This window comes from Hornefia porci (assembly GCF_001940235.1).
Taxonomy (GTDB): domain Bacteria; phylum Bacillota; class Clostridia; order Peptostreptococcales; family Anaerovoracaceae; genus Aminicella; species Aminicella porci.
In genome coordinates this window covers 381002-395209 of the sequence record NZ_MJIE01000001.1, presented here as the reverse complement: position 1 = coordinate 395209, position 14208 = coordinate 381002, and the positions used below count along the sequence as shown (strand labels likewise).

General features: G+C 52.5%; 11 protein-coding genes and 1 tRNA gene. 10 read left to right on the top strand and 2 right to left on the bottom strand.

Annotated elements, in window-relative coordinates; all coding sequences use genetic code 11:
- Positions 1 to 66 precede the first annotated feature (66 nt).
- The 5 genes from BHK98_RS01710 to BHK98_RS13295 all read left to right on the top strand — a co-directional run bounded on the left by BHK98_RS01710 (position 67) and on the right by BHK98_RS13295 (position 7522).
- Positions 67 to 1785: an ABC transporter ATP-binding protein gene (locus BHK98_RS01710; protein ID WP_075711938.1), complete on the top strand. Its 1719-nt coding sequence runs from the start codon at positions 67 to 69 to the stop codon at positions 1783 to 1785.
- A 12-nt stretch (positions 1786 to 1797) separates the two neighbouring features.
- The gene (locus BHK98_RS01705; protein ID WP_075711937.1) at positions 1798 to 1980 is read left to right on the top strand and encodes a hypothetical protein; all 183 of its coding nucleotides are present in this window, start codon (positions 1798 to 1800) and stop codon (positions 1978 to 1980) included.
- Between the two features lie 259 nt (positions 1981 to 2239).
- Positions 2240 to 4309, top strand: a complete 2070-nt coding sequence (locus BHK98_RS01700) for a L,D-transpeptidase family protein (RefSeq protein ID WP_158024443.1) — start codon at positions 2240 to 2242, stop codon at positions 4307 to 4309.
- Between the two features lie 225 nt (positions 4310 to 4534).
- Positions 4535 to 6484 carry a molecular chaperone HtpG gene (gene htpG / locus BHK98_RS01695; protein ID WP_075711935.1) on the top strand — a complete coding sequence of 650 codons (1950 nt, stop codon included), beginning with the start codon at positions 4535 to 4537 and terminating at the stop codon, positions 6482 to 6484.
- A gap of 75 nt (positions 6485 to 6559) precedes the next feature.
- The gene (locus BHK98_RS13295; RefSeq protein ID WP_075711934.1) at positions 6560 to 7522 is read left to right on the top strand and encodes a 3D domain-containing protein; all 963 of its coding nucleotides are present in this window, start codon (positions 6560 to 6562) and stop codon (positions 7520 to 7522) included.
- 157 nt (positions 7523 to 7679) lie between these two features.
- On the opposite strand, the gene BHK98_RS01685 is transcribed toward BHK98_RS13295, so the two are convergent.
- A tRNA-Arg gene (locus BHK98_RS01685) sits at positions 7680 to 7756 on the bottom strand.
- A 234-nt stretch (positions 7757 to 7990) separates the two neighbouring features.
- Here BHK98_RS01685 and BHK98_RS01680 point away from each other — a divergent pair.
- The 4 genes from BHK98_RS01680 (at position 7991) to BHK98_RS01665 (ending at position 11928) form a co-directional block, all read left to right on the top strand.
- Positions 7991 to 8950, top strand: coding sequence for a cation diffusion facilitator family transporter (locus tag BHK98_RS01680; RefSeq protein WP_075711933.1), 960 nt, complete (start codon positions 7991 to 7993; stop codon positions 8948 to 8950).
- On the top strand, positions 8947 to 9168 hold the full coding sequence (locus tag BHK98_RS01675) for a hypothetical protein (RefSeq protein ID WP_075711932.1): 222 nt from the start codon (positions 8947 to 8949) through the stop codon (positions 9166 to 9168). The genes BHK98_RS01680 and BHK98_RS01675 overlap by 4 nt, the downstream gene beginning before the upstream one ends.
- Positions 9169 to 9683: 515 nt before the next feature.
- On the top strand, positions 9684 to 11243 hold the full coding sequence (locus BHK98_RS01670; protein ID WP_075711931.1) for an ABC transporter permease: 1560 nt from the start codon (positions 9684 to 9686) through the stop codon (positions 11241 to 11243).
- Positions 11244 to 11262: 19 nt separating this feature from the next.
- Positions 11263 to 11928: an ABC transporter ATP-binding protein gene (locus BHK98_RS01665; RefSeq protein WP_075711930.1), complete on the top strand. Its 666-nt coding sequence runs from the start codon at positions 11263 to 11265 to the stop codon at positions 11926 to 11928.
- On the opposite strand, the gene BHK98_RS01660 is transcribed toward BHK98_RS01665, so the two are convergent.
- Complete coding sequence (locus BHK98_RS01660) at positions 11925 to 13097, bottom strand: M20 metallopeptidase family protein (RefSeq protein ID WP_083628004.1); 1173 nt, start codon at positions 13095 to 13097, stop codon at positions 11925 to 11927. The genes BHK98_RS01665 and BHK98_RS01660 overlap by 4 nt on opposite strands.
- A 92-nt stretch (positions 13098 to 13189) precedes the next feature.
- Between BHK98_RS01660 and BHK98_RS01655 the strand changes: the two genes are divergently transcribed.
- Positions 13190 to 14152 (top strand): glycoside hydrolase family 25 protein, encoded by a 963-nt coding sequence (locus tag BHK98_RS01655; protein WP_075711929.1) that lies wholly within the window; start codon positions 13190 to 13192, stop codon positions 14150 to 14152.
- Positions 14153 to 14208 lie beyond the last annotated feature (56 nt).

The window sequence follows — 14208 nt, the reverse complement described above, 5'->3', positions numbered from 1 at the left end:
AGACACCATTATAGCACCGTTAATTATAAATTACAATAAACAGCCGGAGAACTGAAAAGGAGAACAATGCTCAGAACTTTATTTCATTTTTTCAAACCGCACAGAAAACTGTTTGCCATCGATATGATGTGCGCGCTGGTCGTGGCGGCCATCGACCTGGCATTTCCGCTGGTATCGAGATACGCCATGTACAATCTTCTGCCTGGCAGGGTATACGGCGTGTTTTTCGCCCTGATGGTCAGCGTGGCGCTTTTTTATGTATTGCGGTCCGTCTGCTATTATTTCATGACCTATCTGGGACACACCTTCGGGGTGCATGTTGAGGCAGACATCCGCTCGGCGCTGTTCCATAAGCTTCAGACGCTGGATTTTGAATTCTATGACAAAAACAGAACCGGAAAGCTGATGAGCCGCCTGACCGGTGATTTGTTCGAGATCACAGAGCTGGCCCACCACGGTCCGGAGGATCTGCTCATCTCGATTCTGACGATTATCGGCTCCCTCGTGTTCATGTTCATGATGGAGTGGAGGCTTGCGCTGATCGTTGCGGTTCTGATTCCGATATTCCTTGTCATTGTAATGAACCGCAGGCGGAATATGGCGGCCGCATCCTCCAACGTGAAGGTGAAGCTTGCCTCCATCAACTCGGAAATCGAATCCAGCATATCGGGCATCAGGACCTCCAAGGCCTTTGCCAATGAAGGGGTGGAGCAGGAACGTTTCCGGGAATCCAACGATACCTACATTAACGCGAAGAAGGGGTACTACAAAGCCATGGGGTCGTTCAACGCGAGTCAGGAATTCTTCATGTGCATCATGCCCTGCGCGGTGATTGCCTTCGGCGGATATCTGATTATGAAAAATCAGCTGAACTATATCGACCTGATTACATTCACGCTGTTTGTCAATACCTTCGTCACGCCCATCCGGAAGATGTCCAACTTCGCGGAGATCTTTGCCAACGGAATGGCGGGTCTGCGCCGGTTCTCGGAGATTATGGAGATGAAGCCGCAGGTCACGGAAAAGCCGGACGCAAAACCGCTCACCGTGCGCGAGGGCCGCATCGATATCAATGACATTTCCTTCGCCTACAATGAAAACGCGGAGGTAATCGACCATCTGGATCTTCATGTCAAACCCGGAGAGACGGTGGCGATTGTAGGTCATTCCGGAGGCGGCAAGACCACGCTCTGTCAGCTGATTCCGCGCTTTTATGACGTGACGGAGGGCGCAATTCTCATCGACGGCACAGATGTCCGTGATGTAACAAAGGCGTCAATCCGGCAGAATGTGGGCATCGTCCAGCAGGATGTGTTCATTTTCGCTGACACGATACTGGAGAACATCCGCTACGGCCGGCCGGGGGCGACCTTTGAAGAGGTTGTGGAGGCCGCGAAGAGGGCGGAAATATACAGTGATATTCTGGAAATGCCGGATCAGTTCGACACCTATGTCGGGGAGCGGGGCACAAAGCTCTCCGGCGGACAGAAGCAGAGAGTTTCCATTGCCCGTATCTTCCTGAAGGATCCGCGGATCCTGATTCTGGATGAGGCAACCTCGGCGTTGGACACCATTACGGAGGAGCGGATTCAGAAGAGCTTTGATGAACTGTCCAGAGGAAGGACCACGCTGGTCATTGCGCACCGGCTCGCGACGGTACGCGGGGCGGATCGGATTGTGGTGATTGAAGACGGACGCATCGCAGAGGAGGGCTCCCATGAAGAGCTGCTGGAGCGGAACGGAGAATACGCGAGGCTCTATCATACGCAGCAGCTCAGTGAATAGACGGAGGAGAAAATGAGTCTTTCAAACGGATTTCAGGGATTTACATCAATCGGAATCACCTTCTTTATTTTCCTGTGCATCGGGATGCTCTATGTGGTGGTCAATCATCTGCTGCGGCGAAAACGCCCCGGCAGCGGTCCCCGTCCTGAAAAAAACGGGGCGAGCCGCGACAGAAAAAGGAAAAAGAAGAGATAATCGGGATAAACAGAGATATAGAGATGCCAATGATATGAACAGATGAACGCAGCGAAAATCCGGTCACCGATGATGTCCGGATTTAACGTTTCCGCGCTTGAAATAAAATAACGAATAAGTTATACTGAGTAGATAATTAGTGTCTGCTCATTAAGTCCCCGTCGGACTTAATTGGTGCTGATCTCTTCCGCACGGCTTTCGGAACAGACTCATGGAAACGCTGCGGAATGTATTAAAAAAACAGAAGGGTGTGAAGTATTTGGGCAAGCATGATGCTCCAAACAGATTTAAAAAATTCGGAATCAAAAAGAGATATATCGATAAACACAGCAAAGCGGCAGTCCGGGAAAAGAACGCAGTGGCATCGGACGCCCTGAAAAAAGGGGGAGAGGAGAACCGGCCGGACGCAGACACACGGATGCTTCCGGTTTCCGACCTTACGGCGGAGAAAGCGGCTGCGGAAACTGTCGCGACGGAGAAACTCCTAGCGGAGACTGCCGATGCAGAACCTGTTGCGACAGAGGAACCCGCGGAGGGAACAGCCGCCGCGGAAGCAGTGGTGACAGCAGAACCCGTGGAAGAAACTGCTGCCGCGGAGGAAGCGGCTGCGGAAACTGTCGCTGAGGAACCTGTTATGACAGAAGAACCCGTGGAGGAAACAGTCGCCGCGGAAGCAGTGGTGACAGAAGAACCCGTGGAAGAGACAGTCGCTGCGGAGCCTGCTACGACGGAAGAACCCGCGGAGGAAGCAGCCGCCGCGGAGCCTGCTACGACAGAGGAAGCCGCGGAGGAAACAGCCGCCGCGGAGCCTGCTACGACAGAGGAACCCGTGGAGGAGACCGCTGCCGCGGAACCAGCGATGACAGAGGAAGCCGCGGAGGTTTCGCGTGCACCGGGGACAGCAGGATTGAGGAGCGGCCGCGCACAGAAGAGAAGGGCGGGCCGGATTCTTCTTGTACTGGTGATTATTCTGGCCGTGCTCGGCGCGGGCGGATTCGCTCTGAATCAGGTTGTGCTGAATGCGGACACCTTCCAGTCCGGGTCATCGATTAACGGAATCGATGTGTCTGGTCTGACGCAGGCTGAAGCCGTGGAAAAGCTGACTGACGAGTGGAACAAGAAGACGCTGACGATAACGGAGAAGGACAAGAAAATCGGAGCCATCCGGAATTTCGACCTGGAATACGATATTAATCAGCAGGTGAAGGAATGTCTGCATCCGAGCTTTTTCAGAAAACTGCTCCGGACGGTGCGTCCCTCGAAACGCAGCTACACGATCGCCATGACGGCGAAGGAGAGCAGCAGGTCCTTCAACCGCCAGTTCCGCGGACTCAGCTTTGTGAAAAACAACAAATATACCACAAAGACCCGGAACGCCTACGTCGACCTGACTTCCTCCGACTTCAAAATCGTCAAGGAGGTTTACGGCGACAATCTTGACAAGAGCAAACTGAAGAAGGCTCTGCTGTCTGCCATCGCCCGCAACAAAATGAGGTTCTCGTATACGGCGGCGGATTACTATGAGAAGCCGACGGTTCTTTCCGACAGTGAAACGCTGAAGGAGAGGCAGGCTTATGCGGAGAAATATCTGACGAAGAAGATCACCATCACCGGCGCGGGAAAGAAATATACGATTAAGCCGGCGCAGCTGGACAAAATGATTTCCGTCAGCAAAAGCGGAGAGATTACGGTGGATGAAAAGTCCGTAAAAACCTTTGTTAAATCTGTCGCGGACCGCTTCACCACCGTCGGCATGACGCGCCACCTTAAACTGAAGGGCGGGAAGGTCACCATCTCCGGCGGAAATTACGGAAATACGCTGAATATCACTAAAGAGACAACACGTCTGTCCAGGGTTCTGGCAGAAGGGAAGGACGCGACGACAGAGGCGGTGTTCTCCATGACGGGCTACGGCTCATCCTCTTCCGTAACGGACGATATCGGCGACTTTTATGTCGAGGTCAGCATCAGCAAACAGCACGTCTGGTGCGTCAAGGACGGAAAGACCGTGGTATCGGCAGACGTTGTGACCGGAAACGTCAAGGAGGGGAACGGAACGCCGGAGGGCGTGTTCTCCCTGATGTACAAGCAGTCCCCGTCTACGCTGGAGGGAAGAAACAACGACGGCTCCTCCTACAAAACGCCGGTCAAATACTGGATGCCGTTTTATGCGGGCTGCGGATTTCATGACGCGAAATGGAGAGATTCCTTCGGAGGCTCGATTTATCTGCGGAACGGGAGCCACGGCTGCGTGAACATGCCGCCGGCCAAGGCCGCCAGACTCTACAGCTATGTGGAGGCGGGAATGCCTGTAATTGTCCATCCATAGAACATCTGCAGAACATTCACAGAGGTTTATACGGAGACCGGTCCGCGTCAGCGGCGCGCCGGTTTCCTTTTTTCCTGCAGAGAACTGTGTCAGGCGTTTTCTTACAAAGGCAGGTTCCGTTTTCTTACAAAGAACTATTGACATTTTCATCAAACGTGGTACAGTATATTATGGATTTAGCACTCGGATATAAAGAGTGCTAACAAATACAATGGAGGCGAGATTATGGCAAAAAAACAATTTAAGGCAGAATCGAAAAAACTGCTGGATCTGATGATTAATTCGATCTATACGCATAAAGAAATCTTCATGAGGGAGCTGATCAGCAACGCCAGCGATGCGCTGGACAAGTTGTATTATCAGAGCCTTCAGTCAGGCGATACCGGAATAAAACGGTCTGACTTTGTAATCGATATCGCGGCGGACAAGGACGCGCGGACTCTTACGATCTCGGATAACGGCATCGGCATGAGCGAGGAGGAGCTGGAATCCAACCTGGGAACCATCGCCCGCAGCGGCTCGATGGCGTTTAAGGAGGAGCACGCCGGCGATGCGGCGGAGGGAGACAGCGCGGAAGCGCAGGCCCGCCGCGCCACTGATATTATCGGACAGTTCGGCGTAGGCTTTTACTCCGCGTTTATGGTGGCCGATCGTGTGACGGTCACATCCAGACTGTACGGAAGCGATCAGGCGTTCTGCTGGGAATCGGCAGGCGCCGACGGTTACACTGTCACGCCCGCGGAGAAGACAGGAAACGGCACGGATATAGTTCTGCACCTGAAGGAGGATACAGAAGGAGAGAACTACTCCCGATTCATGGAGGAGTATACGATCCGGGAGCTGATCCGGAAATATTCGGATTACATCCGGTATCCGATTAAAATGATGGTGGAAAAGCAGCGGCCGAAGGAAGACGCTGAGCCGGAGGAGGGCAAGGCTCCCGAGATGGAATCGTATCAGGAGCTGGAGACGCTGAACACCATGGAGCCTATCTGGAAACGCCAGAAGAGCAAGGTGAAGACCGAGGACTATAACGAATATTACAAAAGCAAGTTCTTCGATTATGTCGATCCCCGCAGGGTGATCCGGACCACGGTGGAGGGCGTCAGCAGCTATACCGCGCTGCTGTTCATTCCGGGGCATGTTCCCTATGACTATTATACAAAGGATTACGAGAAGGGACTTCAGCTCTATTCCAGCGGCGTCCTGATTATGGAGAAGTGCAAGGATCTGCTGCCGGATTACTTCAACTTCGTGAAAGGACTCGTGGACTCACAGGATCTGTCGCTGAACATCTCCCGCGAGACGCTGCAGCAGGACCGTCAGCTCAGGAATATCGCAAAGAATCTGGAGAAGAAAATCAAGCGCGAGCTGGCTTCCTGGATGAAGAACGACCGGGAGGAATACGAGAAATTCTTTGAGGATTTCGGTCGTCAGATGAAGTACGGATTGTACGAGGGCTTCGGAATGAATAAGGATACTCTGGCGGATCTTCTTTTGTTCTATTCCTCGACGGAGAAGAAGATGACATCCCTGGACGAATACATCTCCCGGATGAAAGAGGACCAGAAGTATATTTATTATGCGCCGGGCGAAACCGTGGAGAAGATCGACATACTCCCGCAGACGGAGGCAGCGAAGGCGAAGGGCTATGAGATACTCTATTTCACAGACGAAATCGACGAATTCGCCATCAAGATGATTCGGGATTACAAGGAAAAGGAATTCCGTTCCATCTCTGATGAGGACATGAGCGAGGAGCTTTCTGAGGAGGAAAAGAACGCGGTTAAAAAAGCAGAGGAGGACAACAAAGACCTTCTGGACTTCATGAAGGAAACGCTGAAGGATCAGGTTGCGGACATCACGTTCTCCTCCCGGCTTGACAGCGCGCCCGTCTGCCTGATCAGCAAGGGCGGAATCTCGCTGGAAATGGAGAAAACGCTGAACCGTATGCCGACAGAGGAGACGGTGAAGGCCGAGAAGGTTCTGGAGCTTAATCCGGAGCATGATGTAGTAAAGAAGCTGCAGGACGTCTACCGGGAAGACGGTGAGAACAAAGACAGCGCTGCGGCCATGACACGGCTCCTGTACGACCAGGCGGCACTGATCTCCGGCCTTACCGTCAGCGATCCGCTGCAGATGAGCAACGATATCAACCTGATTATGACACGCTGATTACAGACTTTTTAATCACGGATTGAAAATTTCCTCACATGATGGTAGAATAGAACCATTATGTGAGGTTTTTTTATGACATTGCGAAAACTGATTCTTTTAAATATCATACTTGCGCTCATCTGCGGCGCGCTGTTCGTCTGGTATCGCATGATACCGGTCCCGGTTCTGCTGCAGTATCAGTCTGTTTCCGGCACCCGGACGGTCCGCGTTGAAACCAGAGGGAAAACGGTGGGCGCCGCCGTCGGGGAACTGAAATCCACCGACCGGCAGAATATTATCGTCGATACAGACCGCGACGCGCCGATTCAGACTGATATGACCATACGGATCCGCCGCGGAACCAGAGCCGAAGCGGAAATCGCCGGCAAAAAGCGCAGCATTGTCTTGTACCCCGGAACGATCAGGGAGAATCTGAAGCTGAACAAGATCAGCTATGACAAGGATGATATCGTCCGGCCCGCACTGTCCGGACAGGCGACAACCGCGACGAATCTGAAGGTTCAGGTCGTCGATGTGAAAACCCGCCGAAAGACTGTCACGGTACCGGCGAAGAACGAGGTTGTATTCGACCGCAGTCTCTCCTCCGGCACGGTATCTTCCACCGGCGGCAGGGATGGAAAGGGCGTGTACAAATATATCACGACTTATGTGAACGGAAAGAAAACGAAGGAAAAGGCGAAGCTTCTGAGCTGGGTGAGCAGGCCGAAGAATAATTCGGTTCGCTTCGGCACAAGTAAAACCGGTGAGACCGGCTCCGTCCGCTACACACGCACGTTTACAGGAAACTGCACCGCATATTACGCCGGCACAAACGCCAGAGGCGCGACAGGGCAGGTCTGCCATTACGGAACCTGCGCGGTGGATCCGTCTGTGATTCCTTACGGCACAAAGCTCTATATCGAGGGCTACGGCGTAGCCGTCGCGAATGACTGCGGAGGCGCGGTAAAGGGGAATGTGATCGACCTCTACATGAACAGCACCAGCGAGTGCATCCAGTGGGGCCGCCGCTACAAAAAAGTTTACGTTCTGAAATAAAAGCTCCGGTTTCAGAGATGGTTTTTTACGAAGAATAGGATACAAAAGTGCGGAAAAACGTGTCTTATCATTAGAACGATGTGAAATGAGGTTCTAAATTTGTTATTCCTAGCAAGCAAAAACGCAACAGCAAACTCATTAAAACTGTTGCGTTAAGTGGTGTGCCTGAGGCGATTCGAACGCCCGACCTTCACATTCGGAGTGTGCTACTCTATCCTGCTGAGCTACAGGCACATGTTTCTGTCAACGGTCATTATTATAACATAGATTCCGGGAAATTCCAAACATTATTATTGCAGAAGGGGATTTTTTTTGTTGTTTTTCGCTGACCCTGAAATGTCTGTCTCTCTCCGTCATACTTGAAATGCAGGCTTCACCTGTGGTATTATCTTAAAGACGGAAATTAAAGCAACAAAGAAAACTGACCCGGAGCGGCAGCTCCGGATGAAATGATAGCAGGCGATGAGTATGAGAAAAGGGCAGGGAAAAGAAAAGAGGACAGAAACGAAGGGAGAGCTTTCGTCGCAGAAGGTGATTTATCGTGTGTCCGCGGTCAGCATTACGCTGAATGTTCTGCTGGCGGCGTTTAAATTCGTGGCAGGGATTCTGGGAAATTCCGCGGCGATGGTTTCGGATGCGGTGCATTCAGCCTCGGACGTGGCGGGAACGGTGCTGGTCATCATCGGCGCGCACCTTTCCGGAAAGGAGCCGGACCGGGAACATCCCTACGGTCACGAGCGGATGGAGTGCGTAGTATCGACACTTCTGGCGGATATTCTTTTCTTTGTGGGAGCATTAATCGGCTATCACGGCCTGATGAAGATCCTTCACCCGGAGAGCATTGCCGTCCCCACGCTGCTCCCGCTTGCGGCGGCGCTGATTTCCATCGGCACAAAGGAAGGCCTGTACTGGTATACGATTCTCTCCGCGAAAAAAATCAACTCGGTGTCGCTGAAGGCGGAGGCCTGGCACCATCGGTCGGATGCGATGAGCTCTATCGGGAGCTTTGTGGGAATTCTGGGAGCACGGCTGGGGTACCCGGTACTGGATCCGCTGGCCAGCGTAATCATCGGAGTGATGATCATCAAGGTTTCCTTCGACATATTCAGAGAGACGATGGACAAAATGATTGACCGGAAATGTGACGATGAGATTATCCGCAGGCTGCAGGAGGAAATTCTTTCTGTGGAGGGCGTGGAGCACATCGATTCCCTGCGGACGCGGCAGTTCGGCTCCAGAATCTATGTGGATGTGGAAATCACCATGGACGGACAGCTCCGGCTCTGTGAGGCTCATGATACCGCTGAAGCCGTTCACCGTCTGCTGGAACGGGAAAATCCCGAAATCAAGCACTGTATGGTCCACGTCAATCCGGATACGGAGACGGAGCATGGGAACGCGCAGCCGGGAGGTGAGAAATTCCAATGACATTCAATCAGGTTTTTTTAAGGATATATGACCGCAAAATCTCATCCGGTGAGATTACCTTCAGTCAGAGCGGCATCAGTAAAAACGATTTCACGCAGTTATGCACGGATCCGGAGTTTGTATTCAGCGAAGAAGCGCTGGCGCTGATCTGTGAACGGATGGCGGTCGACAGAGAAGAACGGGAACTCTTATATGAGCTGGCGGGCTACGGAGGCTGAATCGTCCGTAACCGTCAGCGAAGCGGAAGCGTCGGCGGCTCATTTTCGGAACAGCCCGGGGGCGCGGCAGAGTTCGCGTCAGCGAAATGTAAAAAAATATTAGAATTGATTTTGTACCGATAAGACGATATAATACAACTATGAAGGGAGTGATTCCGATGAAGAAAGCATGGACCGTCATCAGCCTCTGTGCTGTCGCAGCGATCGTACTGATTGCCGCTTACAATGAAATGGATGAAGTAGACGAAAAAGAAGAATTATAAGGAATAACATGCGGACACAGAGAGACTGCGCCGCGCGGGAGAATCGGCAATACGCCGGATTCCGCGGGGCTACGGTCTCTTTTTTGTGCCGGAAACCGCGGGAAGAGCGTAGAAGACTGCGGTCCCGGGACAAAAAACGAACAAAAAACAAACACAATTCTCTGAAACAATCAACGAAAAAATGACGCTGAACCCACAGAAGCCCGGAATAGAATAAAACCAAATATTTTTCAGACTTTATTGGAGGGACTTATGTTTACTATCAGAAATGCAATGCGAAACATTGCGCGATCGAAGGGAAGGAGTCTTCTGATCGGGATCATCGTCACGATCATCGCGCTTTCTGTCTGCATCGGACTCTGCATCCGGCAGTCCTCGGCCAGCGCCAGAAAAGCAGCGCTGGAAAATCTGAGCATCACCGCGCAGATTTCTCTGGACCGTGAACAGATGATGAAGAATGCACAGGGAAGCTCAGGCTCCTTTGACAAATCTAAACTGGCGGGCTCACAGCTGTCTCTGACGCAGCTGAAAAAGTACGCGAAGGCGTCTGCGGTGAAATCCTTCTACTACACGCTGAGCGCGGCGGCGGACGGAGCCGGAGGCCTGGAGGCATACAGCACGTCATCATCGTCTTCATCTTCATCGTCGTCGGGCTCCTCGGGGAGCGGCGGAAAAAGCGGACCCGGCGGCATGACCCAGGGGGAATTCACCGTCACAGGCTATTCCTCGGATGAAGCGATGACAGAATTTGTCAGCGGCACGTATAAAATAACCTCCGGCAAAATGTTCACGGAGGGAACCGATGAAATGGTCTGCGTCATCTCCAGCGAGCTGGCGAAGTACAACGACCTTTCCGTAGGCGATACCATCAAAATCGCCAATCCCGACAAATCCAGCGAGACATACAAGCTGAAAATAGTCGGAATCTATACGAATTCCCGGAGCTCCGCGGAGGCGGCGCAGCAGGGCGGACGGATGAACGCCGTGGATCCGGCGAACAATATCCTCACCAGCTACAACACTCTGAACAAAATCGTCAAAGCCTCCGCCGCGAAATATTCCGGCAGCAGCACTACGGCGATCAGCGGAAACCTGAACGGGACCTATGTGCTGGGAACCATGGCTAACTATGAGAAGTTCAAGACTCAGGTGGAGGAGCTGGGGCTGTCCGACAAATACACAGTTTCCTCACAGGATCTGGAAAGCTACGAGCGGAGCGCGCAGCCGCTGACCCAGCTCGCGAAATTCGCCGGATACTTCCTGATTGTAATTCTGGCTGTGGGTGCTGTGATTCTGATTGTAATCAACATTTTCAGCACACGAGAGCGGAAGTATGAAATCGGCGTGCTGACCGCCATCGGCATGAAGAAAAGAAATGTGGCGAAGCTCTTTGTGACAGAGATCCTCATCATCGCGCTGGCGGGAGTAATCGTCGGAGGTACTGTCGGCTCGGTGGCGTCTGTGCCGGTGACAAAGGCTTTGCTGTCCTCGCAGATTGCCTCGCAGCAGAGTAGAAGCAGCGACATGAAGCAGGCGTTCGGCAGAGACAATAACGGAGGAGGACCGTCGGAGGCGCAGCAGTCTCAGAACTCGTCGGGATCTTCAGATACATCCGGTTCCTCCGGCACAAACAGTAAATCACAGGCGCAGAGCAACGCGTTCAGCGTTTCGGATATCTCCGGCTCGGTGAATGTGACCGTTCTTCTGGAGCTCCTGATTGCCTGTGTGGCGCTGGCAATGCTTGCGGGAACGGTATCCGTCGTCGCAATTATGCGGTATGAACCGCTTCAGATATTGTCCAGCCGTGACTGAAGAAGGGAGGAGACCTGTAATGGAAGTCATGAAACTTGAAAATCTAAGCTTTTCCTATGGAGAACATTCGATTCTGAAGGGAATCAGCTGCACGTTCGACGCCGGAAAAATCTATGCGATCGTCGGGAAATCAGGAGCGGGCAAAACCACGCTGCTGTCGCTGATGTCAGGGCTGGCAGAGCCGACGGAAGGAACGATCTTCTGTAATGGAAAGGAGATGAAATTAGAAGACAAATACGAGTACCGCAGCAGGAGCATCGGCGTCATCTTCCAGGATTTTAATCTTCTGACAAAGCTTACCGCGGTGGAAAATGTGGAGCTGTCCATGGAGATTTCCGCGGAGAACAGTCATAAAAAAATTGACCGGCAGGCGAACAGGGACAGTGCGTATGGACTGCTTGCAGAGATGGGTCTGCGCCGGGATGAGGCGGACCGGAGAATTCTGAAGCTGTCAGGCGGGCAGCAGCAGCGGGTCGCCATCGCCAGAGCGCTTTCCTACGGTCCGGACATCATCCTGGCGGATGAACCTACCGGAAACCTGGATGAAGAAACACAGCGCGAGATCATGGGGATATTCAGGGATCTCGCGAAAAACGGCAAATGTGTGATCATCGTGACGCATTCCTCCTATGTGGCGGAATGCGCCGATGAAAAAATCGAATTGAAAACGGTGAATCACAGTTAGACGGCGGGTTCCTCAATCGGAGCCGCGTTAAAATCGTCGAATTCGGTAAAAATCGTGTTGAAGAGCTTGACTCCCTCGATCAGGACGGATTCGTCGAAGTTAAAGGTGCTGGCGTGGAGCGGGATTCCGGTTCCGGTGCCCAGCCAGAAAAACAGACCCGGAATTTCCTTTTCGAAAAAGGAAAAATCCTCTGCGATCATGGAGGGCCGGCGGAGCGCGACAAAATTCATGTGGTGCTCCAGAAGCTCTCCTTTTACTTTGTCGTAAAGCTCGGGGCTGTTTACGACCGCAGGATGATATTTGGAGGTGTCCACGTCGATGGTGACCTGATACCTGCGCGCCACCTGCCGGGCGTAATGCTTCATGGCGTTCACCAGCTTTTTCCACGTCTGCTCTTCGAAGGTCCGCATGGTGCCCTCGATGACGGTATAATCCGAAATGGCGTTCCGCACGGTTCCGCTCCGCATTTTTCCGAACTTCAGGACGGAGCGTTCCCGGATGTGTTCGTCTTTGTAGTCATAGACGAGATCGATGAATCTGCAGGCGGCCACCAGCGCGTCGTGCCCCTTTTCCGGCTCGCCGCAGTGCGCGCTGAGTCCGTGGATTTCAATATGGACATTCGTTGATTTGGCCATCATCGGTCCCGGCTTTGTGGTAATCTCTCCTTTCTCAAGGAAGGGCCACATATGCAGGCCGAAGATCGCGGTGACATTGAATTCGTTAAACAAATCTGTTCCGATGATGGTCCGCGCGCCCTCAATCGTTTCCTCTGCGGGCTGAAACAGCAGCAGCGCGTTGTAGTGGAAGCGGACGCCTTCCTCCTTATAACGGTTCAGAATCCTGGCGAAGCCCAGCATATTGGCCATGTGGCCGTCGTGACCGCACGCATGCATACAGCCCTCGTTTTCTGAGGCGTAGGGGACGCCGGTTTCCTCCTCGATGGGAAGTCCGTCCATATCGGCGCGGTAGCAGAGGGTCTTCTCCCTGCCGAAATCGAAAAAGGCCACCAGACCGGTTTTCGCGATGGTTTCAATGCGGCAGTCCAGCGGTTCCAGGATGCTGCGGATGTAGGCGTTCGTCCTGTAGACGAAAAAACCAAGCTCCGGGATCCGGTGCAGATCTCTTCGGAACCCGGTTATCTGTCTTGACAATTCTTCGTAGTCTATCATGAGTTCTCCTCTCTTACGTTTATCATATAGGACTTCCTCCGTTTCGTCAATTAAACTTTATTTAGAACGGGAATTATGTTAGTATAGGGACTATGAGAAAAATAAAAGAAACAGCAGGAACAAAAGGAAAAAACAGAATACAGAAGTCAAAAAAGCCGGTGAAACCGGTCAGGAAGGGGAAAAGCGTCCGTTCGTCAGGCCGAAGGGGAAAGCGGAAGCCCGGGGGAACAGGACGGAAACGCCGTGGAGGCTTTCGCCTGCGCGACCGCCGGATCGCGCTCATCACTGCTGTGGTAGTGCTGGCAGCGGCGGCGGTTTTTCTGTTCTGTATCTCCTATGTTGTGCTGGGAAGCTATAACGGTCTGGGAGAAAAGGAAACGATACGGATGAACCGGTACAGCTCCGATGCACTGTACACCAGAAGCGGACTGCGTCATTACCGGGATAAAAATTACCGTTCTATTCCGGGCATCGACGTTTCTGTATTTCAGGGGAACGTGGACTGGGACAAGGTTTACGACGCGGGCATCCGGTTCGCGATGATCCGGGTCGGCTACAGCGGCTCTGAGAAGGGGACGATTCATGAGGACGAGAACTTCCGGAAAAACCTGAAGGGCGCGAAAAAAGCCGGGCTGGACGTCGGCGTTTATTTCTACTCCCAGGCGATTACCACAGATGAAGCGGTCCGGGAAGCGAAATACGTAATCCGGCATATCCGGGGCAGAGGCGTCACTTATCCGGTGGTATACGATATGGAGCATACGCCGGGCGACCGGGTCGGAGATCTCACCAAAAAAGAAAAGACGGAAATCGCAGACGCATTTTGTACAATCGTGCAGAAGAACAGTTTCCGTCCGATGATCTACGGCAATCCGGAATGGCTGCTGAAAAATCTGGATCTCCGATATCTGACGGGGTATGAATTCTGGCTGGCGCATTACAGCAGAACGAGCTATTATCCCTATCAGTATGCGATGTGGCAGTACTCCTCCACAGGTAAAATCAAAGGCATCAGGAAGAACGTGGATCTGAATATCTACTTTGTCAAAAAATAAGTGTTGCAATAACATACCAATTTGGTATATTATTAGGGATAATGATATGAAAAAGA